General features: G+C 55.8%; 20 protein-coding genes and 5 pseudogenes. 12 read left to right on the top strand and 13 right to left on the bottom strand.

All coding sequences use genetic code 11. The features are described from left to right. Positions 1 to 41 precede the first annotated feature (41 nt). The 6 genes and pseudogenes from phnD to AC2FFA_RS08540 all read right to left on the bottom strand — a co-directional run bounded on the left by phnD (position 42) and on the right by AC2FFA_RS08540 (position 4751). Positions 42 to 1016 (bottom strand): phosphate/phosphite/phosphonate ABC transporter substrate-binding protein, encoded by a 975-nt coding sequence (gene phnD, locus AC2FFA_RS08565; RefSeq protein WP_299897604.1) that lies wholly within the window; start codon positions 1014 to 1016, stop codon positions 42 to 44. Positions 1017 to 1068: 52 nt separating this feature from the next. Beyond that, on the bottom strand, positions 1069 to 1869 hold the full coding sequence (locus AC2FFA_RS08560; protein WP_496719340.1) for a DeoR/GlpR family DNA-binding transcription regulator: 801 nt from the start codon (positions 1867 to 1869) through the stop codon (positions 1069 to 1071). Positions 1870 to 2428: 559 nt separating this feature from the next. After that, a pseudogene (locus AC2FFA_RS08555) lies at positions 2429 to 2662 on the bottom strand (hypothetical protein); the annotation flags it as partial. Next, positions 2638 to 3024, bottom strand: a pseudogene (locus AC2FFA_RS08550) (IS6 family transposase); the annotation flags it as partial. The pseudogenes AC2FFA_RS08550 and AC2FFA_RS08555, both read right to left, overlap by 25 nt. Positions 3025 to 3050: 26 nt before the next feature. Further along, entirely contained in the window at positions 3051 to 3686 is a 636-nt protein-coding gene (locus AC2FFA_RS08545; RefSeq protein WP_117873969.1) for a cysteine hydrolase family protein, read from the bottom strand. 48 nt (positions 3687 to 3734) lie between these two features. Then, on the bottom strand, positions 3735 to 4751 hold the full coding sequence (locus AC2FFA_RS08540) for an ABC transporter permease subunit (RefSeq protein WP_496851154.1): 1017 nt from the start codon (positions 4749 to 4751) through the stop codon (positions 3735 to 3737). Between the two features lie 116 nt (positions 4752 to 4867). On the opposite strand from AC2FFA_RS08540, the gene AC2FFA_RS08535 reads away from it, so the two are divergent. Both AC2FFA_RS08535 and AC2FFA_RS08530 read left to right on the top strand, forming a co-directional pair. Then, positions 4868 to 5761, top strand: coding sequence for a LysR family transcriptional regulator (locus AC2FFA_RS08535; protein WP_496851153.1), 894 nt, complete (start codon positions 4868 to 4870; stop codon positions 5759 to 5761). A gap of 148 nt (positions 5762 to 5909) precedes the next feature. Beyond that, a pseudogene (locus tag AC2FFA_RS08530) lies at positions 5910 to 6664 on the top strand (IS5 family transposase). Positions 6665 to 7025: 361 nt separating this feature from the next. On the opposite strand, the pseudogene AC2FFA_RS08525 reads toward AC2FFA_RS08530, so the two are convergent. Next, a pseudogene (locus AC2FFA_RS08525) lies at positions 7026 to 7472 on the bottom strand (hypothetical protein); the annotation flags it as partial. Between the two features lie 23 nt (positions 7473 to 7495). Then, a pseudogene (locus tag AC2FFA_RS08520) lies at positions 7496 to 8179 on the bottom strand (IS6 family transposase). A gap of 204 nt (positions 8180 to 8383) precedes the next feature. Between AC2FFA_RS08520 and AC2FFA_RS08515 the strand changes: the two are divergent. Continuing rightward, positions 8384 to 8557 carry a hypothetical protein gene (locus tag AC2FFA_RS08515; RefSeq protein ID WP_496851151.1) on the top strand — a complete coding sequence of 58 codons (174 nt, stop codon included), beginning with the start codon at positions 8384 to 8386 and terminating at the stop codon, positions 8555 to 8557. A 190-nt stretch (positions 8558 to 8747) separates the two neighbouring features. Here the strand turns inward: AC2FFA_RS08515 and AC2FFA_RS08510 are convergent, their stop codons facing one another. Together AC2FFA_RS08510 and AC2FFA_RS08505 are read right to left on the bottom strand one after the other, a co-directional pair. Then, complete coding sequence (locus tag AC2FFA_RS08510; RefSeq protein ID WP_496851149.1) at positions 8748 to 9857, bottom strand: ParB/RepB/Spo0J family partition protein; 1110 nt, start codon at positions 9855 to 9857, stop codon at positions 8748 to 8750. Further along, on the bottom strand, positions 9854 to 11161 hold the full coding sequence (locus tag AC2FFA_RS08505) for an AAA family ATPase (protein WP_117873962.1): 1308 nt from the start codon (positions 11159 to 11161) through the stop codon (positions 9854 to 9856). Before AC2FFA_RS08505 ends, AC2FFA_RS08510 begins: the two co-directional genes overlap by 4 nt. Before the next feature lie 468 nt (positions 11162 to 11629). Here AC2FFA_RS08505 and AC2FFA_RS08500 point away from each other — a divergent pair, with 468 nt between their 5' ends. The 3 genes from AC2FFA_RS08500 (at position 11630) to AC2FFA_RS08490 (ending at position 14180) form a co-directional block, all read left to right on the top strand. Continuing rightward, positions 11630 to 12313, top strand: coding sequence for a DnaA N-terminal domain-containing protein (locus AC2FFA_RS08500; protein WP_496851147.1), 684 nt, complete (start codon positions 11630 to 11632; stop codon positions 12311 to 12313). Positions 12314 to 12353: 40 nt separating this feature from the next. Beyond that, positions 12354 to 13493, top strand: coding sequence for an aminotransferase class I/II-fold pyridoxal phosphate-dependent enzyme (locus tag AC2FFA_RS08495; RefSeq protein ID WP_496851145.1), 1140 nt, complete (start codon positions 12354 to 12356; stop codon positions 13491 to 13493). A 78-nt stretch (positions 13494 to 13571) separates the two neighbouring features. Then, positions 13572 to 14180, top strand: a complete 609-nt coding sequence (locus AC2FFA_RS08490) for a helix-turn-helix domain-containing protein (protein ID WP_117873956.1) — start codon at positions 13572 to 13574, stop codon at positions 14178 to 14180. A gap of 53 nt (positions 14181 to 14233) precedes the next feature. Here the strand turns inward: AC2FFA_RS08490 and AC2FFA_RS08485 are convergent, their stop codons facing one another. Further along, on the bottom strand, positions 14234 to 15004 hold the full coding sequence (locus AC2FFA_RS08485; RefSeq protein ID WP_117873954.1) for a transporter substrate-binding domain-containing protein: 771 nt from the start codon (positions 15002 to 15004) through the stop codon (positions 14234 to 14236). A gap of 121 nt (positions 15005 to 15125) precedes the next feature. On the opposite strand from AC2FFA_RS08485, the gene AC2FFA_RS08480 reads away from it, so the two are divergent. The 4 genes from AC2FFA_RS08480 to AC2FFA_RS08465 are packed head-to-tail and all read left to right on the top strand — an operon-like array spanning position 15126 to position 18035. Next, positions 15126 to 15866, top strand: coding sequence for an amino acid ABC transporter ATP-binding protein (locus tag AC2FFA_RS08480; RefSeq protein ID WP_117873952.1), 741 nt, complete (start codon positions 15126 to 15128; stop codon positions 15864 to 15866). Between the two features lie 9 nt (positions 15867 to 15875). Continuing rightward, the gene (locus AC2FFA_RS08475; protein ID WP_299897579.1) at positions 15876 to 16634 is read left to right on the top strand and encodes an amino acid ABC transporter permease; all 759 of its coding nucleotides are present in this window, start codon (positions 15876 to 15878) and stop codon (positions 16632 to 16634) included. A gap of 10 nt (positions 16635 to 16644) precedes the next feature. After that, the gene (locus AC2FFA_RS08470; protein ID WP_496851142.1) at positions 16645 to 16980 is read left to right on the top strand and encodes a carboxymuconolactone decarboxylase family protein; all 336 of its coding nucleotides are present in this window, start codon (positions 16645 to 16647) and stop codon (positions 16978 to 16980) included. Between the two features lie 5 nt (positions 16981 to 16985). Next, positions 16986 to 18035: an aromatic ring-hydroxylating dioxygenase subunit alpha gene (locus AC2FFA_RS08465; RefSeq protein ID WP_496851140.1), complete on the top strand. Its 1050-nt coding sequence runs from the start codon at positions 16986 to 16988 to the stop codon at positions 18033 to 18035. Here AC2FFA_RS08465 and AC2FFA_RS08460 read toward each other — a convergent pair whose 3' ends face one another. Further along, entirely contained in the window at positions 18036 to 19142 is a 1107-nt protein-coding gene (locus AC2FFA_RS08460; protein WP_496851138.1) for a hypothetical protein, read from the bottom strand. Positions 19143 to 19295: 153 nt separating this feature from the next. On the opposite strand from AC2FFA_RS08460, the gene AC2FFA_RS08455 reads away from it, so the two are divergent. Continuing rightward, on the top strand, positions 19296 to 19877 hold the full coding sequence (locus AC2FFA_RS08455; protein WP_299897567.1) for a carboxymuconolactone decarboxylase family protein: 582 nt from the start codon (positions 19296 to 19298) through the stop codon (positions 19875 to 19877). A 49-nt stretch (positions 19878 to 19926) separates the two neighbouring features. On the opposite strand, the gene AC2FFA_RS08450 is transcribed toward AC2FFA_RS08455, so the two are convergent. Further along, positions 19927 to 20859: a hydrogen peroxide-inducible genes activator gene (locus AC2FFA_RS08450; protein ID WP_496851136.1), complete on the bottom strand. Its 933-nt coding sequence runs from the start codon at positions 20857 to 20859 to the stop codon at positions 19927 to 19929. Positions 20860 to 20966: 107 nt separating this feature from the next. Here AC2FFA_RS08450 and katG point away from each other — a divergent pair, with 107 nt between their 5' ends. Next, positions 20967 to 23147: a catalase/peroxidase HPI gene (katG, locus tag AC2FFA_RS08445; RefSeq protein WP_496851134.1), complete on the top strand. Its 2181-nt coding sequence runs from the start codon at positions 20967 to 20969 to the stop codon at positions 23145 to 23147. Position 23148: the final 1 nt, after the last annotated feature.

Here is a 23148-nt window from a genome sequence, read left to right as displayed (position 1 = left end):
TGAATAGCGGGCCCTGTCAGGCCCGCCGGATTTTCCAATGTTCATTGGCAGGCGTAGGAAACACCGTTGGCAGCGTCAATTTTCCGAATGACATCCCAAAATTCCTGATAGGTCATCTCAAGGAACTGGCCTTCGTTCGATTTCGAGAACTCAGCTTCAAGTGTCGTGCCCTCCCATTCGAAACTGAAAAAGGCATTGCGGATCTTCTCCTGCAACTCGGGCGTCAGGTTGTAAACGGTGCCAAACCCAGTGGTTGGAAAGGTCTGCGACTTATAGATCGTTACAACATCATCTTCCTTGATCACATCACGCGAGATCATCCGCGATTTTACCGAGTTTGCAATTGAAGCCGCCAGGTAATCCTTGTTGGCAACTCCCAGGATCGAGTTGTCATGCTTGCCAGAATAAACGGGCTCGAAATCGCGTTCCGGCAAAAGATCAAAGTCGCTTTTCAGGATTGCCGAGGGCGCTTTGAACCCAGAGTTCGATGTAGGCGACGTAAAGGCTAATTGCTTTCCTTTGATGTCCTCGACCTTTTCGATGCCTGAACCCGGATAGGTGATGATTTCCATCTCATAACCGAAATTCCCATCTTTCGAGGCCATAATTGTGAAGGGTCGGAAACCGGCGCAGTTCACTGCCAATGGGTTCGAGCCCGTATTGAATCCGGCGATATGCAAACGTCCCGAACGCATCGCTTCGATTTGAGCGGCATTGTTTTGAACCGGGAAAAAGACAACGTCCTTGCCAGTTTCTGCTTTCAAGTGGTCAAGGAAATCCGACCAAGCCGTTTTGTATACGGCTGGGTCTTCAACCGGGGTGTAGGCAAAAATCAATGTGTCAGGATCTATTTGCTCGGAAGGGTCTGTGGGAATGTCCGCGATCAGATCACCGTCCGCGTCGCAGAACCTCTCATCCAGATCACCGCGTGGACAATCCTGCGCCGAAGCAGTGCCGCCAAGCGACAAGAGCGCAATTGCTGATGCTCCAATCAGTAGTTTGATATCGATCTTCATGTCTTCCTCCCAATCATGCGTAGCCTCTGCGGCCACCAATTATCATTCTTCCTTATAGTTGATCAGCGACAAGGATCTTGACCTTGGCACTGGATATTGCGCTCTGCAGTTCTCCTTTTGGTTTTGTATCGGTAACAACGGAATCCAATCCTTCAAGATTGCCTACATGGGCCAGACCCTTGCGGCCGAATTTGTCTGAGTCGATCAGCAGATGTCTTGTAGCGGCCCGTGCCAGCATCATGCGTTTGATGGCCGCAAAACCACGTATCGACTCTGATGGCCCTTCCTCTGAAAAGCCAGACGAGCCAATCAAACAGCGATCGACATTGAAACCGGACAGAAACGCCAGCGTTTCCGAACCGATTGTTGCCGCCTCGGCTGCAAGATATTCGCCAGGACAAAGCAGCACTTCAGCAGCACCGTGGCCGAGGGTCATAGCTACTGGAATCGAATTTGTTATGACCGTGCAATGGATTCCTCGATACGCCAGGGCACGCGCCAACTCGATGGTGGTGGAACCAGAATCGATCATTACTGACTCGCCGTCCTGTATCAGAGCGGCAGCAGTTATGCCGATCCTCTCGCGCTCTTCCATTCTGGCGCCTGTGCGTTCATCAAGGCTTGGGTAATGACCTTGCACCGGGGCTGATGCCCCCCCATGCGCCCGCGCAATCAAACCATCAACAGACAGAGCGTCAACATCTCTGCGGACGGTTTCTGTTGATACGTTGAACCGCCGTGCCAGTTCACTGATACGCACATGAGGTCGCAGTTTCAGTTCCAACAATATCTCGCGCAGGCGGTCGGATTTCTTAACCCGCTTCTGACCCTTATCCGTTTTTTTGCTGCGCATTTTTGATTTGGACATACAACGACTGACTCGGCTTCAGCTACAGCTTTGTGGTCTTTCGGACGTTTTGCAACAAATTTTGTTGCTTAACCCACGTTTCAATGTGCGAGTTCTGCACATACCGAAAATCGTATTGGGTACTGGGCTCATCAATTTGGTTGCCCGTGGCGCGTTGGAACTGGACGGGATGGATGACTTCGCAAGCGAAATCGGAATGCTTGGGTTGGAGTTTCGCCGGAAAGCCGGTCGGGCACTGGTAGAATTGGATGACGGTAATCGCCGTAGATCCAGAAGCAATTTGGCAATCAATGATTTGCTTTGTAACCATGAAGCTGAGCCCAAGGAACATTCGAGAAATGGGTTTAACAGCGCACCCGTGCAATTCCGGATGTTGTAACCGAAGAATAAATCGAAGGCCCTGAAAGCGAAGAAACCAAACGCAGCCGGGAGAAATCCTTGGTGACCAGTGAGCGAACCATTGATGCCCTGCGAGTCAGTTTCAGTGCGGCACGACGCGATGCTGGTCAGCGCGCCAAAGCCAATACTTGCGACCTGAGATTCACACGGCAACTTTATCCAGATGCCAGACATCATCAGGACATTTCCGTCTCTGCCGCAGGTTTCGAGCAACCCCCGGCCCGAATTTTATCACCCAACGCCGGACAGCTTCTTGAGACACGTAGATCCCGTGCTGAAGCGGTATCTCTTCGACTTCCCGCAAGCCCAGATTGAAACGAATGTACAGCCACACCGCGTGCGCGGTGTTCTGAGAGCATCGGTTCTGGCGTGACGGTATGAGACGATGGAGGGTTGATAGCGGCGAGGGCGAAAGACAGTGTTGATCTGGTCGTGAGCGGCAAGGAACCTTTGCGCTTGCTTAGGCGAATTGAAGCGCCCCATGAGCTTTTCATGCCTTCGAGTGGGTCTGTGTGATCCTTCGATCCGACTATTCAACCCTTTGTGTGCTCGGTGATCCGAACCCGGCGCAAGATCGCGGACCGGCTTGAAATAGCTTCGCAACTTATCCGTGGTCACAACACGGGGTTCGCCAAATTGCGAAATCAGCCGCTTCAGAAAGCGCCGGGCTGCCTTGGCACTCCGCCGTGGTTGGACGAGGACATCAAGAGTTTCACCGTTCGCATCCACGGCCCGCCGAAGGCAGCCCGGCCGCCATCAGGGTCTGGCTAACCTGCATTTGTTTCCGCTTGTCCCTGCATCGCCGACAGGACCTCGTCCAGGCTGCGGACCGCCCCGTGCTGGAGGTATTCCACCGCTTTGAGGGACGCCTGATGTGCCTCGAGACTGGATCCCGCAACGCAATCCTCGATCACGCGACAGAAGTAGTCGCCCTGGTGTGCGTCGACGAAGGTGTAGTGCACACAGACATCCGTCAGCCCGCCAACAAGGATCAGCGTCTCGGCCTTGAGACCCTTCAACAGGATTTCAAGATCTGTGCCGTAGAAGGCAGAATAGCGGCGCTTGGAGATGCGATAGTCATCGGGGCGCATGCCCAATTCTTCCTCCGCGAAGGCGGTCAGTGGATTGCTATCGAGGCAGTGCACATCTTCGTCCCCGTCTGTTTCGCGGCCCATGTCAATCAGATTGGCACGGTGAATCTCCTGGATGAAGATGACGGGAATACCCACCTCGCGCGCCTTGTCGATGGCCACCTTCGAACGGGCCATGCGGTCGGCATAGTCCGGCATGTGGGCGATGGCGCGCTTGTCATCGGGGATTGGTGCAAAGGTCGATTTCTGGATGTCGATGACGATAAGTGCGGCGCGGCCTTCGATCAGGTCTCTTTTCCTGGACTGGGTCATGGGATTACCTTTCAATAGCGGTTGCGGAAGGATGTGTTGAGATCGTGGCTAGGCGGCGACCCGTGCGGTGCCAGACTCAGATGTTTCACGGGGTCGCAGGTGTCCGAGAAAGCGCTTTTCGGCCAATCTGAAGGCGAAAGTGATCAGGAACACGATTGCCATGTAAAAGACCATTGCCGTCAGCAAGCCCTTGTAGGCAAGATAGTAGTGGCTGTTCAGCCATCGGTCGACGTCCGGCACGTCTTGCAAGATAACCGTGCTGGCAATCACGGAGCCGTGCAGCGTGAAAATGACCTCGTTCGAATAGGCCGGTAAAGCGCGGCGGAAAGCGTTGGGCAGGACCACGAGGCGCATCAGGGTGAAGGGTGACATGCCGCAGGCTTTTGCTGCCTTGATTTCGCGGCGCGGCGTAGTTTCGATCGCCCCGCGCAAAAAGCCGGTCGTGTAGGCTGCCGTGTTCTGCGCAAACGCGGTGAACACGCGCCACCACGGGCTGCTCAGTATCGGATCCCACAGGAAACTTTCATGCACGGCCTTAGACTGTCCAAGACCGAAATAGAACAGATAGACCTGCACCAGCAGCAGCGCGCCGCAGAAGACGTAGGTATAGACCCGGATGGCGGGACTTAGGAACGGTTTGCAACAGGCGCGTGCAATGGGCTCTGCTCGTGGCTGCTTCAGCACGTGTATTGGCCCGGCAATCTCGTTCTCCAGCACTGTCATGCGCAACCACAAATTGAAGGATTGAAACACCATAACCAGACGCGCACGGATGCGTTCGACCTGTCTGGCATCCGCCGGATGGGACATGCCATGGCGATTCTTGGCCATGATGATGTCTTCATCGTGAACGGAAATCAGACCGGAGGTAGGGGTTTCGAGCAGGTTGATGCAACGCAGAAACGTACATTTTCCAGAACCTGAAGACCCCAGGAGTGAAATCACATCCTCTTCGCAGGCACTAAGCGATACGCCCTTGAGGACTTCAACCGAGCCGAAAGACATGTGCAGGTCACGCACCACAAGCGAGGCATTCGGGTCCGCAAAGGGCGTAGGAGTGGTCATTCAGGTTCCAATGGGTCGCGGGAAGCGGGAAATTCGATTTAATCCTAACTTTCCCACGGCCTTCTGAAAAACGGGTTTAACTTGCCCTCAGCGAAGCTTTTACCTACGCTGAACTCATGGAAAACACCCTCCGGCATCTGAATGCGCTGCGCGTTTTCGAGGTTGCTGCCCGGCACTCCAGTTTTGCCAAGGCCGCGGTCGAATTGAATGTCAGTCACAGCGTCGTCAGCCAGCACATTCGCAACCTCGAGCTGTGGTTTGGCACCGAATTGTTCATTCGGCACGGCAATCGGGTCGAACTGAGCGACGATGGTCGTGACCTGCATCCCCAGATCGCGAGCGGCATGCAGACCTTGACAGATGCCAGTGAAATCCTGTTGCGAAAGACAAGGTCCGGCACCCTGGTCGTCAGCGCCGAGCCCGCGCTGGCCTCACTTTGGCTGCGCAAGCGGATCACCGAGTTCTGCAGTCAATTTCCCCGGATAGAAATCGATCTGCGGCCGGCATGGACGCCAGCCCAAATTGGCGAAGGCCAAGCGGACATGATCATTCACTTCGAGACCCGGGTTCCCAAACGCGGGGTGGAACGGGACAACCTGTTCCCGATTGACGGCTATCCCGCAGCAACACCAGACCTACGCGATGCGTTGCCAACTGAGGGTTCCGCCATTGACTGGCAGCGCGCTGAACTGGTGCACGATAATGGAAAGGAGACCTGGCACAAGTGGTATGCAGCGCACGAACCCAAAAGCGAGGGTTGGCGCAAAGGCCGCATCCATTCGGACCTGTCGCTTGCAATCGATGCAGCGGTGGACGGGGAAGGCGTCATCCTTGCAGACGACATACTTTGCCAACGCGAGATTTCTTCGGGCCAGTTGGTGCGTCTGGACGATCGTTCGGTGCGATGCATCTGGTATCAGATCGCAATACCCAGAGGCACATCAAAGTCAGGTGCGTCAGCGTTTTTCAGAGATTGGTTATTGGGTCAAACCCAGAACCTTCGCGAATGAAACCGAGCCCGTCGCGCACAACCCCGTCACGGGTCCCGGCCAGGACCCGTGACGGGGGCAGGATACCAGTTCCGGGATACAGAAGGGTCAGGACCCATTGATTTCCGCTTGGTGTCATGATTCACGGTTGGAAAACCAAGCGGCGAACATGTCTGACCTTTTCTGGCTGACGGACGCGCAGATGGCGCGTCTTGAGCCTTTCTTTCCGGAGTCACACAGCACCCCCCGTCGATGACCAGCGTGTGTTGAATGGGATTATCTTCATCAATCGCAATGGCTTGCGCTGGCGCGAGGCACCCGCGGCCTATGGGCCACACAAAACGCTCTACACCCGCTGGAAACGGTGGAGTGACAGGGCGTCTTCGCCCGAATAATGGCAGGTCTGGCTGCCAAGCACAGCGAAGTGAAGACCGTGATGGTCGACGCAACCTAACTGAAAACCCATCGAACAGCGACCAGTATGGGCGTAAAAAAGGGGGACGTCGTCGCCTGATTAGCCGGACTAGGGGTGGTATGAGCACCAAGTTGCACGCCATCTGTGACAGCCAGGGACGACCGCTCAATCTGTTCGTCACCGCTGGTCAAGTCAGCGATTATGTCGGCGCACGGGGATTGCTGAGTAGCCTGCCGGATGTCGATTGGTTGCTCGGGGACCACGGCTATGACGCCGACTGGTTCAGGGAAGCATTGAAAGACAAAGGGATACGCGCCTGTATCCCAGGCCGAAAGCAACGCAAGAAAGCCGTGAAATACGACAAGCGCAGCTACAAACGGCGTAAACGGATCGAGATCATGTTCGGCAGGCTCAAAGACTGGCGGCGCGTGGCGACCCGATAAAACGGATGCCCGAAGGTCTTCCTGTCGGCAATCGCACTCGCGGCAACCGTCCTGTTCTGGCTTTGAAAGCCAATCTTAATAACAGCTTTGTCGCGTAGCCTGTGAATTCACTGCGATATTGGCGCCGACCATGCTGCGAACGTCTACCTCGACGAACAGTGCGCTCAAAGCCCGGATTGTATCGTCCTCAGCCCATCAATGATGGCTACCAGTGGTTATCAGTTCTTCGTGCATTTCGCAGCATCCGTCACTTTGGGCTCTCTTCCGTCGTTCTCTGCACGCAGAACGAATGACTGCTGTCACGCAAAACCGGAGTGGCGCAGAGTTTTTCAAAGCACCTAGATGTCGAACCGCCACATCCTAATTCGCCCCTGCCCCGTCATCTCGCGTTTCAGCCCCTTTCTTCCAGCCAGGCCAGATTGCGCTGCACAGCGGCCGCCATCCGGTCTCCATGTTGGCCGAGGCCCGCTAGGCTCCAGAAGTGAAACCCCATGCAGGCGCGCGTGATAGGGTGCAGATTGGCAGCCGCAGCCGTTACGTCCAGCCATCCGCCCACGCGATCTGGGCTCACCCGATCACCCGCGAACCAGCTGAGGTCTGCAGCCTCGATCAAAGCTAGTCTATGCCGCCAGCCTTCTGGGCCGCGCAGCAACCGGTCATCCAGCGCACCCAAGCGTCAAGCCACCCTTGCGAGGCGCGCAGCGTGAGCCGCTTCCGCCTTAGCCCAGTCGTCCATGACCAAAGTATCGGGTGGTTCCGCCAGCGCCCCGGGAAGCAGATAATCTGGTTGTTCTTCAACCGGTCCCGGCAGGAACCAGAGATTGTCTTCCGAAGCATCCTCATCGGATGTGTCGCAAACTTTTTGAACGGCCAGAGGTGGCGATTTATTGGACGCATCTATCCTGCGATCTCAGCAAACGTCCGAAATCCCGAGGTAGTAGTGCTAGAGAATTGCTGCTTCCGGATCATACTGGCCACCTTAATGCCATCCAATGTGGCTGAGGCGGATTCGAACGGCATAAACCCACGCATGTGCCGAACACGCCGCTTTATAAACCGATGATCCTGTTCGATCATGTTGTTCAGATACTTGGACCTGATTGACTGTGCTTTGGCTGGGCACCCAAATCGCCTCGGGATTCTGTTCATTTCTCGAATACAGGCCGCGTTAGCGCCGCTTTTGTCGATGACGATCTTGCTCGGGAATCCGTTTGACGACAGCGCTTTGGCTAAGAACATTGCTGCTGCAGGACGGTTCCTTCGCTCAGACAGCATGAAATCAAGGGTGTTTTCTGCTTTGTCGACTGCTCAACAGAGATACATCCATTTGCCGCGAACACGTATGTAAGTCTCGTCCATTCTCCAGGATTTCTGTGTTGGGCGCTTCTTCGATTGCGCTCGGGCGGCTACCATGGGTGAGAGTTTTACAGCCCATCTGTTGAGAGTAGTGTGGTCAACCTGCACACCGCGCTCAGCCATGATCTCATCCAAATCGCGATATGACACCGTGTACCGCAGATAGAAGTACACAGCGTACGTAACCGCATCCTTGGGGAAATGGCAGCCTTTCAGTGAGATTATACTGAAACCTGTTCGAAAACTATTCGGCGGGAACAATCGTCAGATTACCCATGTTCGTCAATTTGACCTCATAGTTTGCGACACATCCGTGTACCGTGATACAAATGCCCCACCCTTTTTATGCGCAAAAAAAGTAGTTTTTGCGCACTACATTCGCAGCCATTCAGACTCCCAATTGCATTCGATAAGTATCCCTTATCAGGTGTGATCTACCTCGCCGAACATCTGGCGCAGACTGGCTGTCATGTGACCTTGGCACCTTCCGTTCCATCATTTGCAAGCGGCAAGCTCAAGCAGTTGCCGGAGACCCTTCGCCAACAAAAACAAACTCGCGTCGACCTGAACTTTGTGCTGTTAGGCAGCTACAACATCCCGTGAAACCACTACTTCTGAACAAATGGTTGAAGCCTCTCTCTCTCAAGCCCCTCGTCACGCTCGCCCCGGGGCACTGGATCAAACCTAGAAGCCTTGTGGGCAGGAAGCTTTTGTTGGTACCCGCTATGCTTTTGCGAAAAGACTCAGGCGTCGGTTTGATCCGGCGCCCTTTTTCGAACCTTCGAACAGAATCTTACCCATGGGTAAGATCATCTTCTTCAGGGAGAGCAGCAATCAGAGCAGCAATCGCCGCCTCAAGTTTGCTGCGGTCGACACGCGTAAAGTCCAAATCGTATCGCAACTCAATTCGGCCGCTGGAAGCAGAGCATTTCGCGATCCCTGCCCGCCCAGATACCTGAAACGTGGTCTTTGCACGTCGTGGTTTGCCGGCACTTTCAACGGGAACCTTCTTTGCCACGCCTGTTTCCGGAGCGCCCAGAAAAGACCTGAGAATTGCGACCTCCCGCGCTCCGTCTCGGTCCGGCTCGCTCATGACCGCGTCACTCACCTGGCGCACCAAACCTGGCGTTGCATCCAGTTTGCGCTTCAGCTCAACGCCTACGTTGCGCGGAATTTCGTTCGGATGTTTCAGCACCTTGTCCAACATCATCAGCAAACTGGCAAATGATCTGATGTAACTCCGCTTTGTATAACTGGCAGATTTAAACAGCGTGGAAACCGCCTTGTCTACATCCGGGCAATCATTTGCCGGGTCTTCGGCATACGCGCGTGCGAGAGCGCCCATTTCAGCAAAAGAGATATCCTTGCGGACCAGGTTCTCATCCACCATGCGCCGGTAACTGTTATCGAGATCGCCCGCCTCTGAGATACCCGCCGGAATTCTGGCGTAGAACTCATCGCCCGTTTCTTCATACAAGGCCCGATAGGCTGACAGGCGTCGCATTCCCTGGATCAATTCAAATCGACCATCTGAACGACGCTCAAGTCGGATCGGGTTGGACAATCCGATTTCCCGGATTGACGCCTTTAGTTCGTCCAGTTCAGGATCCGGTCCCGGCTTGCGATCCCGCGTCAGCTTTTCAAAAAGGATGTCAGCCAATGCCACCCGTTCCGTTACCAGACCTTCGGACCGCAGGCGAACCAGTTCATGCGCAAGGCGATCATTCTCTGCACGAATTGATTCTTCCGTCGATTGCTGGTCGCGTAGCGCATCGGCATTTTCCGAAATGGCCGCAGCCATCGGGCCGCGCCGCTTTTCAAGAACCTTGTCCGGAACCTTGCCGACAGGAATATCATCCATTGCAGGTAGGTCGATATCAAACATTCTGCGCTTACGGCTCATGCGTCATCCTCCAGCTTGTCCCAGGCAGACAGCATCACACCCCGGAATTCCTCGTAAACATTGTCAAAAGTCGAACGCGCCCGGCGCCAGGTTTCCCGGGTCATTTCGCGATAATCCATTTCGTAGACTGAGCTCAGAAAGCGGCCCGATTGTTCAACCGCGCGGGTCATTTCAACCGGGTGCTGGGCTACGTGGTCCCCGAAAACTTTCTGAAAGGCATCAAACATCGCCAGATGCAAAGCGTTGCCGGGCTCGTACCGCGTGAGCAGGAACCGCAACTCGCAGAACGTTTTGGGAAGGCCGATCTTACCCGTGGGTAAGGTTTTGTCGAACCCGTAAGCCAGATCCTCTAAAGCCTCGGCCAGCTGACCGATAAAGGATGTGGTCGAATCATATTCCCAGTACCCCGGGCCGGACGGGATATACAACATGTCCGCCGCGAACACCGCGTTCATTGACTGATATCCAATGGCAGGAGGGCAATCGAACAGAATCAGGTCATAGGCATCATCAGGGATTTGATCCAGGTAGCGGGACACCGCAGCAAAGAAAGACCATTCTGGGTTCAGGTGGCGATATTGCGCCGAGGCGAACTCGACGAAGGCAGCGTTCGCACAGGATGGTATTGCATCGATGGTGGACCATGATGTCTTTCTGATGAAATCGCTGATCCGCAGGTCACCAAGCCCCATATCCGTAATCGCCGGCGGCAACTCCCGGTGGGGTAGGGCGGTTCCAGACTCCGCGGCTGCGGGCCGGTTGTTCATACGTTCCGTCTCGCGGATCAGGTCACGTGCCATGATCCCCCAGACAGTATAGTCTTCGGCCACATCGGTCAGACCCATCGAATGGCTCAACGTTGCCTGAGGGTCGAAGTCCACGACGAGAACGCGATAACCATCAAGCGCGGCCGCATGAGCAAGATGCAACGCCACGGTCGACTTGCCCGCACCGCCCTTGAAGTTTGCCACAGCCGCGCGAATGGCGCGTTTACCCTCAGGACGAGGTGGCATAAGGGACTTGCGATTCACTTTGAGCCGCCGTCGCAACTCATTCACTTCTTCCAGGCTAAACCAGCGCTGCCGTCCCTCGGGCTCAACTTCGCCACCAGGCAGAGATGGATCAGCGGCAAGCTTTCCACGAAAAGTTGACTGGTTGACCCGGAAGATCAGCTCGGAAACCTCCCAGCTCGAGAACCGGCGGAGTGTCTTCTCCATCTCGGGGCTAAAAGTCTGCTGACGAATCCACCCCTGTAGTTTGAGAGATTGATTGCGCAATGCATTCAGGTCTTCGTGCGTGTACATGCCTCATGTCTCTTTTCTTGGAACGTAAATTTCTGTTCATTTGTTATTTACGCTTAATTTGCGCTTTACGCAAAAGAAAATATGATGAAACTACAATCTTACCCACGGGTAAGAAAACAAGGGCCTACAAGCCTGAATCCGATTCGGGTGGTCGAAAGATGTAGGGCGACGATTCGCATGGAACCCTCAACCGCATTTAGGGGGGCATTTGTCCTGAAACAGCGACATATAGGGGGACATAATACAAGAATAGGGGGACGCGCTGTATGTCCCCCCTCACCAATATTTCACCAGATTTCTTTTATTTTTTGATCTGGATTGGCGCAAGTTTCTGACCTTTTTCAGACTCTTCTTGACAGAATCGAAGCTTTGGACGCTAATTAGGCCAAGATGACGAAAAGCGTTGGCAAACAACGCAAGATAGACGGGACACACCCGTCCGAGGCAGACAGAGCGGTGAGAACGGGTATGCAGCTGGCTAAACCGGTCGGGCGAAATGCGGCGGCCTTAAAATACGATATATTATCGGCGCTCACCATTTACGCGTTGTCAGGCGACAAGCATCGACAGCGAAGTATACTGCGCATCATCGCCTTGATTACGACCCGATATAACTGGCGGAACAATGAATTATCGATTGGGCGTGAAGAAATTTCGCGCCTGTGGGCAGTGAACGAAAGGACCGTAAAGCGCGAAATGGCCAATTTTCGCGCATTAGGATGGGTAACGGTAAAACGGCCTGCTGCACGGGGTCGGGTCGCTGTCTACGAAATCGACCTTAAACAGATCATGATTGATACGCAGGAGGTCTGGCCGATCATAGGACCCGATTTCCAGACCCGGATGAGTGAAGATTCTGAGCCCGTTACAAATGTCGTGCCTTTCGCGGCAAAACCCGTGGGACCTGAAGTTGCGGCTGAGGATGTCTGGACACAGGTGCAATCGATTCTCCACGGGCGTGATCCCGAGCTGTGGGCGAGCTGGTTTCGGCATCTGTCCGAGGCGGAAAGGGCAGGGGGAAGCGTCACCCTGGTTGCGCCCTCGCGGTTTGTGGCTGACTACATTGCACAGAAATGGACGGCACGATTGCTGGCCGCTTACAGTCGCGTTGATCCCAGTATCAGGACGGTTCGTATAGAAGCGGCCGATTAAGGGCGACGGGCACGAAGCCCACCCGAACAAAGGATGAGTCATGATCAACCGGAGTTTTCAGCCTTTTCGGGTCGAACAGTTCCTATCCGACACAGAGCACGGAGTGGTCTTCAATTTCTCGGAAAGCGGCGTACACCCTATGTCGCTCCAGGGATTGATGGATCTGGCACAGATTGATCTCGATACTCTGCTGACCACGATGATCGATTACCCGCAAGTCAATGGAAAGCAATCCCTGCGCGAAACCATCGCAGGTTTTTACCCGGGGGCTTCTCCGGATGGGATAATGGTCACGGTCGGGGCAACCGAAGCGAACACTCTGGTCACCAATACGGTGTTAGGGCCCGGCGACAATGTTGTGTGTTTTCGACCGACCTATGAGCAGATTTCAGGAAACGCCGCCAATCGTGGAAACGAGGTGCGCTGGGTCGATCTGATCGAATCAGCAGGGTGGGGCATTGACGCCGAGGCGCTTGAGCGGGCCGTCGATGACCGGACCCGCATCATTCATGTGGTCAATCCGAACAATCCAACGGGCCGAATTCTGGGCGAAGCGGACCGTGCGCGTATCGTGTCGGCAGCCGAGCGAGTCGGCGCCTGGATTGTTTCGGACGAGGTATATGCTGGAACCGAGCGGGAAGGAGATACTGAAACGCCCTCCTTCTGGGGGAGTACGGACAGGGTTCTTGTGGTGAACTCCATGTCCAAGGCCTATGGACTTCCGGGTCTGAGGCTGGGTTGGCTTGTGGGGCCGGAAGATATCATTCAGCAATGCTGGCGGCGGCACGAATATGCCTCGATCGCGGCATCCATGTTGTCGATGGAACTGGCGGACAAGGCACTTGCCGAACCAGCGCGATCCAAACTGAAAGCCCGCGCGCGCCGTCTGATCCGCACGGGGTTTGACGTTCTGACGGAAGAACTGGCGCGGCATCAGGGGGTGTTTTCCGTTGTACCACCTCAGGCGTCGGCCATGTCGTTCGTGCGGTTCAATCTACCGATCGCATCGGAGGATTTCAGCATGCGCCTGTTGCGCGAGAAAGACGTGTTGGTCATTCCTGGGTCGCGGTTCGGGGTCGAGAGTCATTTTCGGTTCAGCTCGGCCCTGCCCGAAGATCATTTGCGGGACGGGTTGGCAAAGTTGAATGATCTTACAGGAGACATTCTGAACGGAGGTTAAGGGGTTGCCGTCGAATTTATGCGAGTGGTTCGATGACATTTCTTTTGCCTTTTTCATTCGTGTCGATAGGCTTCGCAAATGGAAGATTCACCTGTTCTTTCCGCCGAAAAACCGCCTCTGGATCAACTGGTTGGGTCAGCAGTTAAGACTCACCGGACGCTGACAGGGTTGACTCTGGCCGAACTGTCTCAGCGGTCCGGTGTATCCACGGCGATGATTTCCAAGATCGAGCGCGGTCAGGTGTCTGCTTCACTGGCGACGCTTGAGGCCCTGGCAGGAGGAATTGGCGTTCCCCTGATCAACTTTTTCGCCGGCACGGTCGAACGCACGGACGTGTCATTTGTGGCCGCAGGCGAAGGCGTAACCGTTCAACGGTTGGGCAGCGGTTTTGGGCACAGTTACAAGCTGATCGGTCGGGCGGAAGCAAAACATGTCAGTTTCGAGAGTTTCAGCGTTACATTGGAAGGCCCGTTGGACGAGCGTCCGCTTTACCAACATCAGGGTGTCGAATTCATCCATGTTACAGCTGGTGAGATGGTCTATGGTTGCGGTGAAGCGGCTTATCATATGCGTCCGGGCGACAGCCTGAGTTTTGATTCAAATGCCACCCACGGGCCGATCGAGTTGAAAACAGACAAGGTCAGCTTTGTCACCGTGGTTTCTAAAGCCGTGTCGGGCGACAATTGAAAACGCCCGGCAACAGGGCCGGGCGTTCGGGGAACAAAGCAATGTGAAAAGGGTCAGAGACCCCATTTCTTGCGATTTGCTTCGAAAAACCCTTGTGCCTTTTTCACTTCGATCCAGTTGTTCACATAGTTTATCCAGACCTGATCCGCCTGCGGCAGGATCATCGCGATGGGCGACGGCGAACGGGGGCCCGCGTTTTTGACGCGTACTATGGGAAACTTTTCCTCTAGGGTCGAACCTTCGATGTTCGACGTGATGAACACGTCGGCCCGACCGGCGATTACTTCCTGAAAACCGCGGGCCGGCGCCTCGACCACCTTGATCTCAGCATTCGGGAACCACTCGCGGACTCGTTTTTCGAATGTGGTGCCCAAAGTCGTTGCAACCGTCACGCCGGGTTGGTTGATCGAGTCATAACCGTCGAATTTGTCGGCCTTATCCTTCGTCGTGTATGGGAAGAGCTCCACTGAAATATAGCTGTCGGAAAAGCCCGCGACCTTCATACGCGGTGGCGAAATCGAAGCTGACCCGGTCAGGTGATACTTGCCTGCCACCACACCGTTGACCAGTGTTTTCCAGTCGGTAGGGACATATTCGACCTCAACACCCAGATCGGCGGCCAGCTCGTTCATGATGTCGATGTCATACCCCTTGTAGCTGTTGGTCGCAGGGTCGCGGAGGGACATGGGGTTCCAATCGCCCGTGGTGCCAACCTTGAGCACGCCGGAATCCAGCACCTCGTTCAGTGCAGATTGCGCGTTCGCAGCGCCTGACAATACAAGCCCAAGCGCAGCGGCTGCCGCAGCTTTCCAAAAAGTGTTCATAGGTTTCTCCCGTTGGTGGCGTTTCGACCTTGTGGCCGTATTCTTCATTGATTTAAGCCCAAAGGGAAAGATAACCTCAAGAAAATATTATACTGGGACTAAAACAGGGGCAGCTCAGCTTATGCCAGACGCCGCAATCGAACTTGTGGGCGTGAACAAGTGGTTCGACACGTTTCACGTTCTCAAGGATATCAATCTGACAGTTAACAGCGGCGAAAAGGTGGTGATCTGCGGACCGTCCGGGTCAGGAAAATCCACTGTTGTGCGATGTATCAACCAGTTGGAAAAGCACCAGAAAGGAACCATTCGCGTAGATGGGATCGAGTTGACGGATGAGGCAAAATCCGTGGCCAGAATCCGGTCCGAGGTCGGCATGGTGTTCCAGCAATTCAACCTGTTCCCTCATCTGACCGTGTTGGAGAACCTGACCTTGGGCCCGGTCAAAGCGCGCGGTCTAAGCCGCAAAGAGGCAGAGGAAAAAGCACGTCATTATCTGGATCGGGTGCATATTCCCGATCAGGCCGAAAAAAAGCCCATTCAGTTGTCGGGCGGTCAGCAGCAACGCGTCGCCATAGCGCGATCCCTGTGCATGGAGCCGCGCGTCTTGTTGTTTGATGAACCCACTTCGGCGCTGGACCCCGAGATGATTTCGGAAGTGCTGGATGTGATGGTCGAACTGGCGAATGAGGGCATGACCATGGTGGTTGTCACGCACGAGATGGGATTTGCCCGCAAGGTGGCGGACAAGATGATCTTCATGGATGCAGGCGAAATTGTCGAGGAAGGCAACCCCGAACATTTCTTCACGGCACCTCAATCCGAACGGTGCCGCCAATTCCTCAGCCAGATTTTGCAGCACTGAGTGGAGCCGATGAAAAAAACTCTTCTGATTCTTCCACTTTTTCTGCTGGCAGGATGTTCGTCGTCCCAGACCTGGGGCTGGTACGTGATCGATCCGACCACGGCGTCGGGTTGGACCAATGTGAAATTCTTGATCTCGGGCATGGGCGCGACGATCCAGATTTCGTTGATCGCCGCCGTTATTTCGATCGCCATCGGGCTGCTGGTCGCCTTGCCGGGGTTGTCCGAGAAACGCGGCTGGCGGATGCTTAACCGAATTTACGTGGAGTTCATCCGCGCCATCCCTCTGCTGCCGATGTTGTTCTGGGTGTTTTACGGCTTGCCGATCGTGTTTCAGTCCATGGGGGTGAACATCCCCATTGATCCCTTTTGGGGTGCGATCCTTACGTTGGCGATTTCTGACAGTGCCTTTACTGCCGAAATCTACCGCGCGGGGATTCAATCCATTGCCCGAGGCCAGCGCGAGGCGGCGCAAACCATTGGGCTGAACTATGTGCAGACCATGCGCTACGTGATCCTGCCACAGGCAATCCGGCGTATTCTGCCGCCGCTGGCAAACCAGTTCATCTACATCGTCAAGATGAGCGCCTTCGCCAGCGTCATCGGGATGCAGGAACTGACCCGCCGCGCGAATGAGTTGGTGGTGACGGAATACCGCCCACTGGAAATCTATACCCTGCTGATTTTCGAGTATCTGATCCTGGTTCTGATCATCTCAGCCGGGGTGCGCTGGCTGGAGCGTCGCATGGGCGCGGACGAGCGCGGATAAGGAGTAAAAAATGGACTGGAAAGATTTCATGGCCGAGACCGAGGCCAATATCGGGGCCTTGTCAAAGGAGGTGCCTGAAACAGTGCGCGGCTTTGGCATCATGGGAAAGGCCGCCAAGACCGATGGAGCGCTGAGCGAGAAAACCAAGGAGTTCATGGCGCTTGGCATTGCGATCGCGACCCGCTGCGACAGTTGCATTGGATTTCATGTGCGTTCGCTGGTCCGGCTGGGCGCTACCCGCGAAGAGATGTGCGAGGCGTTGGCCATGGCCACCTATATGGGCGGAGGGCCGTCCTATGCGTATAGCGCCAAGGCGCTCAAGGCTTTTGATGTGTTTTCGGAGTAAGAAACATGCGTCCTGATCTGGCCGGAGCAGAGGGGTTTATTCGCAACAGCTGGTATGTCGCCGGACGGTCCGAGGATTTTGGCCGCAGCCTGAGCGCCGTGCGAATGCTGGGCGAAGAGATAGTAGTCTATCGTGACACAACAGGCAAAGCGATCGCGTTGGAGGACGCTTGCCCGCATAGAAAGCTGCCGCTGTCTCGGGGCACCATTGAAGGGGACCATGTGGTTTGCGGCTATCACGGTCTGACTTTCGGCTGCGGCGGTGAATGCGTCAGCGCCCCCACACAGCTGGACAATCCTCCGCGCCGCGCCGCCGTGCATGCCTTCCCGGCCGAAGATCGCTGGGGGTTTCTGTGGCTCTGGATGGGAGACCCGGATAACGCCAGCACTGACGATATCATCGATATCCCCAATTTCGACAACCCGTCCTGGGGCAAGACCCGGACCGGAGCGATGGAGATGGCGTGCCACTACCTTTACATCATAGACAACCTGCTGGATCCAAGCCATGTGGCCTGGGTGCATCTGACCTCGTTTGCCGGGGCAGGGACCGACAACCGCCCGCTGGATCTTGAAGAAACCGAAAGCGGTGTCATTGTTTCGCGCTGGATCGCGGACGAACCCGCGCCGCCCTACTACGCGCCGATACTGCCGTTTGGGCCAAGTTGTGACCGCAAGCAGCATTACGAATGCCGTCTGCCGTCCACGGCGATCAACATGTCCGTTTACACTCCGACGGATGAGGGCGGGGCGGATCGACCGATGTCGCCCAATGCCTTTGTGAACATTTCGTACAATTTCATCACGCCGGTCGATGCGGAAACCTCTCGGTATTTCTGGTTCCAGCACCGCAACATGCACGCGGATGACGCAGCCATGTCGCAGCGCATGTTTGAGGGCGCGATCATGGCCTTCAACGAGGACAAAGAGGTTCTGGAATACGTCCAAACAGGCATGGCACGGCGCAAGACCGGCTATATCAATCTCGGGCTGGACGCGGGCGCGATGCGCTTCCGCGCGCGGGTTGCAAAACTGATTGCGCAGGAGGCTGGCTGATCAACCGGCCGACAAGCGCCCGTTCGCGCCCTGGCCTACGTGTCGGGCCGGGTCGTCGAACACCGCTTTGATACAGGGATACTGTTCGAGGATTTCCGTTCCACCTGGCAACAGATCGGCCCGGAGAACACCGGCATCCCAGATTGCAACACCATCCACCCGGATCGTGGGATCCAGCACGTTGAGTGAAATCTCACCCGGCGCATAATGCCCGCAAGTGTGAAAGTGCAGCAGGCGCGGATTGCCAAAGGCAGATCCGCTCCAACGTTCAAAGCTGCTTTGGGCAGGGGTGGTATAGGCGCAGCCCGGATGGATACCTGCGTGCCAGGAATGCATGGTCAGGGGATCAAGACCGAACATCCGACCGACCTTTTCGTAATGCATCTGCGCGCAATGCACATCCATGGGATGGCCGTCAAAACCGGTCAGGCGGTTGTTTTCGAACCGGATGGTCAGCGGTTCTCGCAGGTCACAGCCGTATGGTTCATAGAACTTCGATCCGGTGCCGACCAGAAACCCGTCCTGAACCAGCACACCAGAGAACCGCTGCGCGGGAACCGGGGCAAAAACCGACATCGGAAAACGCGTGATGCTGACATCCGTGGCACCTGATGGCGGGAAGGCGGCGCCCGGGCCAGCGAAGTTGGTGCCAAGCGGGCAGGTCACGTGGATGCGCCCGGCGTTGGCCAGCAGCGTGTTGACAGCGTTTTTCAGCTCGACGAACCCAGTGTAGTTGGCTCGCCCGAAACCCGACGCCAGCATTCCGGCGTCCAGCGCGTACGACATGATGGGCCGAACGTCCTCCATGGCCGCGTCGAACCTTATCTGATCGCCGGTGCGGGACAGAAACAGGGTGCAGTCCGCCGACTTCATCGCCGATTTCAGCTCTTCAGGCACCAAGGGACCCATGGGTTCGAATGGGAGAGTTCGAACTGCGGTTTTGATCCGGTTCTGTCGGGCACAGTCGACGATAGCCCCTGTGATCTCGGCATCATAATAACCGTTGGCCGCATCTTCGCAGACCACAAGCAACTGGTCGCCCGCCGTCAGGCCACCGCATCTGAACAACAGGTTTTCAGCACCCGCCATGAGATCTGGACTGTGCATTTCCGCTGATCCTCAAAAAATCCCCCGCGTTGGTGTTTTACATCTTTCACGTTTCTGTGATCCAGAAAAAATTTCACCTTAAGAAAAAAATTAACTGACATGCTTGAGGGCTTTGTTCATAAGCTGGGCCCGAACAGGACAGGAGACATAGCAATGAGTGCTTGGATCGAGATGATCTCGGACGGCAAGGCCGACGGCCGCCTGAAAGAGCTGCTGGACAAGGCCCGCACCCCTCATGGCACCGTTGACACGGTCATGCGTGTGCATTCATTGCGCCCCGAAACGATGAACGGGCATGTGACGCTGTATCGTTCGGTCCTGCATTCCGATGACAACCAGTTGCCATTCTGGTTTCTCGAGGTTGTCGCCAGCTATACTTCGATCCTGAATGATTGCACCTATTCACTGACCCATCACTTCATGAACGTGCGCAACCTGCTGAAGGACCAGCCGCGCAGCGACCGGATTTTTGTCGCGCTCAAGGCCCATCGGCCCGAGGATGAATTCGAAGGCAAAGAACTGGCGCTGCTGCGCTATGCCGCCAAGCTGACGACGGATGTCGGTAAAATGGTCAAGTCCGACTTCGAAGTGCTCAAGATCGCAGGCTGCGAAGACGGAGAGATCCTGGAGGTCAACCAGGTCTGCGCCTATTTCAACTATTCCAACCGATTGCTGAACGGTCTTGGCGCAACGACCGAGAATGATGTGATCGGCTTTTATACGGGTGACGACTGATGGGTTGCGGCGGGTCTGACTCCGTGCCGTGGAACAACGTTTTGGGGGGTCAGCTGATAGCTTTGGGTTGCGGTGGTTTCATGCCCCACCTGTTTTCTTCCGCTGTTTTGCGGATGATCGCGCCGATCTTCAATAGATTTTCGCTAAGCGGGTTGGTCTTTCGCCAGATCAGACCAATCGTCCGCGTCGGCGGTGTGTCCTGAAACCGGGCAATGGACACATCCGCGGATCGGGTTTCCAGCCCAACCGCCATTTCCGGTATCAGGGTTACACCGATGCCGGCGCCGACCATCTGAACCAGTGTGGAAAGCGAACTGCCCTCCATGATGTGCTGCGGTTCGATATTGCGGATTGAGCAGAAGGACAGGGCCTGATCCCTGAAGCAATGCCCCTCTTCCAGCAACAGCAGGCGCATGGTTCTGAGCTGCGAGGAACTTGGCATCGGCAGCTTGGCATCCTGCGCCGGGCGAACCAGCAGAAAGTCTTCGTTGAACAGCGAGAATTCTCGGAGGTTGGGTTCCGAGACAGGCAGGGCAACGACGCCAAAATCCAGTTTTGAATCCAGTATTTCACCGATTAACGTCTTGGTTATCGTTTCCTTTGGTTCGATGGTCAGTTGCGGGAAACGTTGCGACAAAGCTTTGATGATCGAGGGCAGCAAATAAGGTGCAACCGTGGGAATGACCCCGATTCTGATGCGGCCGGACAAGGGGCCTGAGGGGGATTGCACCAAATTCCCCAAATCCTCGACCCGGGTCAGGATTTCGCGGCCATGTTTCAGCACGTCTTCGCCAAGTGCTGTCAGGCGGGTTTGACGGGCCGCGCGTTCGACCAGCGGCCCACCCATGATTGCTTCCAGCTCTTTGATTTGTATGGAAAGCGCGGGCTGCGATATCGCACTGGCCGCGGCGGCCTTTCCAAAGTGGCCGTGCGTGGCGAGCGCCTCGAAATAGCGCAGGTGTTTAAGCGTGAGTGCTTTCATATGAAAAACTAATCGCAACGATAGTAATTACAAATTTCCAATTATCGAAGCTGTAAGGTACGAGTCAAGATATCTGAACCCCTAGGTAAATACTCAGGAGATTTACAATGGACGGTACCCCCCACAATCACCAATCCGGCGGCTGCCCTGTCATGCATGGCGGCAATACTGGAACGGGCAATTCCGTTACCAAGTGGTGGCCGGATTCGCTGAACCTGGACATTCTGAGCCAGCACGACACGCGCACGAACCCGATGGATGCGGATTACAACCACCGCGAAGCGGTCAAAGGGCTGGACTTCAAGGCGGTTCGCGCCGATGTCGAGGCGCTGCTGACTGTCAGTCAGGACTGGTGGCCGGCAGACTGGGGTCACTACGGTGGCCTGATGATCCGTCTGGCGTGGCACTCGGCCGGGTCTTATCGTCTGGGGGATGGTCGAGGTGGCGCCGGTTCGGGCAACATCCGGTTTGCGCCGCTGAACTCGTGGCCGGACAACGCCAGCCTGGATAAAGCCCGGCGTCTGTTGTGGCCGGTGAAAAAGAAATATGGCAACGCGCTTTCCTGGGCTGACCTGATCGTTCTGTCGGGAACCGTTGCATATGAAGCCATGGGGCTGAAGACCTTTGGCTTCGGATTTGGTCGCGAGGATATCTGGGGCCCGGAGAAAGATGTTTACTGGGGGTCGGAAAACCAGTGGTTGGCCCCATCCGAGAACCGATATGGAGATCTGGAAACTCCCAGTACGCTGGAAAACCCTCTGGGTGCGGTGCATATGGGCTTGATCTATGTGAACCCCGAAGGTGTGAACGGCAATCCGGATCCGGCCAAAACCGCGCTGCATATCCGTGAAACCTTTGCCCGTATGGCGATGGATGACGAAGAGACTGCGGCGTTGACCTGCGGTGGTCATACGGTCGGCAAGGCCCATGGTGCGATGCCAGGCGACAATATCGGCGCCGAGCCCGAAGCCTGCCCCGTGTCCAGCCAGGGTCTGGGATGGGAGAACCCTGATCAGAACGGTAAAGCGACCAACGCCTTTACTTCGGGGATCGAAGGGGCGTGGACGAAAGAGCCCCTGAAGTTTGACATGGGCTATTTCGACTACCTGTTCGGCTACGAGTGGGAGCTGGGCAAATCGCCCGCCGGCGCCCATCAGTGGCAGCCCGTCGACATGCCCGAAAACGAAAAGCCGGTCGACCCGACCGACCCGTCTGTTCGTCGCATGCCCATGATGACTGATGCGGATATGGCGATGAAAGTCGACCCGACCTACAACGCGATCTGTCAGAAGTTCATGGCGGATCCGGACTATTTTGCCGATACATTTGCACGTTCCTGGTTCAAGTTGACTCACCGTGATATGGGTCCACGCGTCAACTATTATGGTCCAAACGTGCCGTCAGAAGACCTGATCTGGCAGGATCCGATCCCGGCTGGTTCGACAGATTATGACATAAATGCCGTCAAGGCGAAGATCGCAGACAGCGGCCTGACGGCAGTCGAGATGATCACCACAGCCTGGGACAGTGCCCGCACCTTCCGTGGCTCGGACAAACGCGGTGGCGCAAATGGGGCGCGCATCCGACTGGCGCCGCAAAAGGACTGGGCAGGCAACGAGCCCGAGCGTCTGGCAAAAGTGCTGGGTGTGCTGGAGCCGATCGCAGCGGAAACCGGTGCCTCGATTGCCGACGTGATCGTTCTGGCGGGCAATGTCGGACTGGAGCAGGCAATCAAGGCCGCAGGCTTTGACGTGGCGGTTCCGTTCTCGGCCGGTCGCGGCGACGCGTCGGACGAGCAGACCGATGTGGACAGTTTCTCGGTGCTTGAGCCGCTGGCGGACGGGTTCCGCAACTGGCAACTGAAGGAATACGCAGTATCTCCTGAGGCAATGATGCTGGATCGCGCGCAACTGCTGGGTCTGACCGCAGCCGAGATGACCGTTCTGGTCGGTGGCCTGCGTGTGCTGGGTGCCAACCATGGCGGATCGCCACATGGTGTCTTCACTGACCGGGTGGGCCAGCTGACAACAGACTTCTTTGTCAACCTGACGAATATGTCGCTGAGCTGGCATCCGGTTGACGACGGAACCTACGAACTGCGCGACCGCGCCTCGGGTGAGGTCAAGTTCACCGCAACCAGCGCTGATCTGGTCTTCGGCTCGAACTCGATCCTGCGCGGTTATGCAGAGGTTTATGCTCAGGACGACAACGCCGAGAAGTTCGTACGCGACTTTGTGGCGGCATGGACCAAAATCATGAACAACGACCGGTTCGATCTGGTTGCCTGAC

Source organism: Ruegeria sp. YTSB088, assembly GCF_059609825.1.
The sequence above is the reverse complement of the archived record's forward strand: the minus strand, read 5'-3'. Positions and strand labels throughout refer to the sequence as shown.

Bases quoted from the DNA above. Each gene is read 5' to 3' on its own strand.
- AC2FFA_RS08535 (WP_496851153.1), top strand. From the start codon at position 4,868: ATGGAAAACACCCTCCGGCATCTGAATGCGCTGCGCGTTTTCGAGGTT.
- AC2FFA_RS08455 (WP_299897567.1), top strand. From the start codon at position 19,296: ATGAGTGCTTGGATCGAGATGATCTCGGACGGCAAGGCCGACGGCCGC.
- AC2FFA_RS08485 (WP_117873954.1), bottom strand. From the start codon at position 15,004: ATGAACACTTTTTGGAAAGCTGCGGCAGCCGCTGCGCTTGGGCTTGTA.
- AC2FFA_RS08465 (WP_496851140.1), top strand. From the start codon at position 16,986: ATGCGTCCTGATCTGGCCGGAGCAGAGGGGTTTATTCGCAACAGCTGG.
- katG (WP_496851134.1), top strand. From the start codon at position 20,967: ATGGACGGTACCCCCCACAATCACCAATCCGGCGGCTGCCCTGTCATG.
- AC2FFA_RS08480 (WP_117873952.1), top strand. From the start codon at position 15,126: ATGCCAGACGCCGCAATCGAACTTGTGGGCGTGAACAAGTGGTTCGAC.
- AC2FFA_RS08510 (WP_496851149.1), bottom strand. From the start codon at position 9,857: ATGAGCCGTAAGCGCAGAATGTTTGATATCGACCTACCTGCAATGGAT.
- AC2FFA_RS08560 (WP_496719340.1), bottom strand. From the start codon at position 1,869: ATGCGCAGCAAAAAAACGGATAAGGGTCAGAAGCGGGTTAAGAAATCC.
- AC2FFA_RS08470 (WP_496851142.1), top strand. From the start codon at position 16,645: ATGGACTGGAAAGATTTCATGGCCGAGACCGAGGCCAATATCGGGGCC.
- AC2FFA_RS08475 (WP_299897579.1), top strand. From the start codon at position 15,876: ATGAAAAAAACTCTTCTGATTCTTCCACTTTTTCTGCTGGCAGGATGT.
- AC2FFA_RS08490 (WP_117873956.1), top strand. From the start codon at position 13,572: ATGGAAGATTCACCTGTTCTTTCCGCCGAAAAACCGCCTCTGGATCAA.
- AC2FFA_RS08500 (WP_496851147.1), top strand. From the start codon at position 11,630: ATGCAGCTGGCTAAACCGGTCGGGCGAAATGCGGCGGCCTTAAAATAC.
- AC2FFA_RS08545 (WP_117873969.1), bottom strand. From the start codon at position 3,686: ATGACCCAGTCCAGGAAAAGAGACCTGATCGAAGGCCGCGCCGCACTT.
- AC2FFA_RS08540 (WP_496851154.1), bottom strand. From the start codon at position 4,751: ATGACCACTCCTACGCCCTTTGCGGACCCGAATGCCTCGCTTGTGGTG.
- AC2FFA_RS08450 (WP_496851136.1), bottom strand. From the start codon at position 20,859: ATGAAAGCACTCACGCTTAAACACCTGCGCTATTTCGAGGCGCTCGCC.
- AC2FFA_RS08460 (WP_496851138.1), bottom strand. From the start codon at position 19,142: ATGCACAGTCCAGATCTCATGGCGGGTGCTGAAAACCTGTTGTTCAGA.
- AC2FFA_RS08505 (WP_117873962.1), bottom strand. From the start codon at position 11,161: ATGTACACGCACGAAGACCTGAATGCATTGCGCAATCAATCTCTCAAA.
- phnD (WP_299897604.1), bottom strand. From the start codon at position 1,016: ATGAAGATCGATATCAAACTACTGATTGGAGCATCAGCAATTGCGCTC.
- AC2FFA_RS08495 (WP_496851145.1), top strand. From the start codon at position 12,354: ATGATCAACCGGAGTTTTCAGCCTTTTCGGGTCGAACAGTTCCTATCC.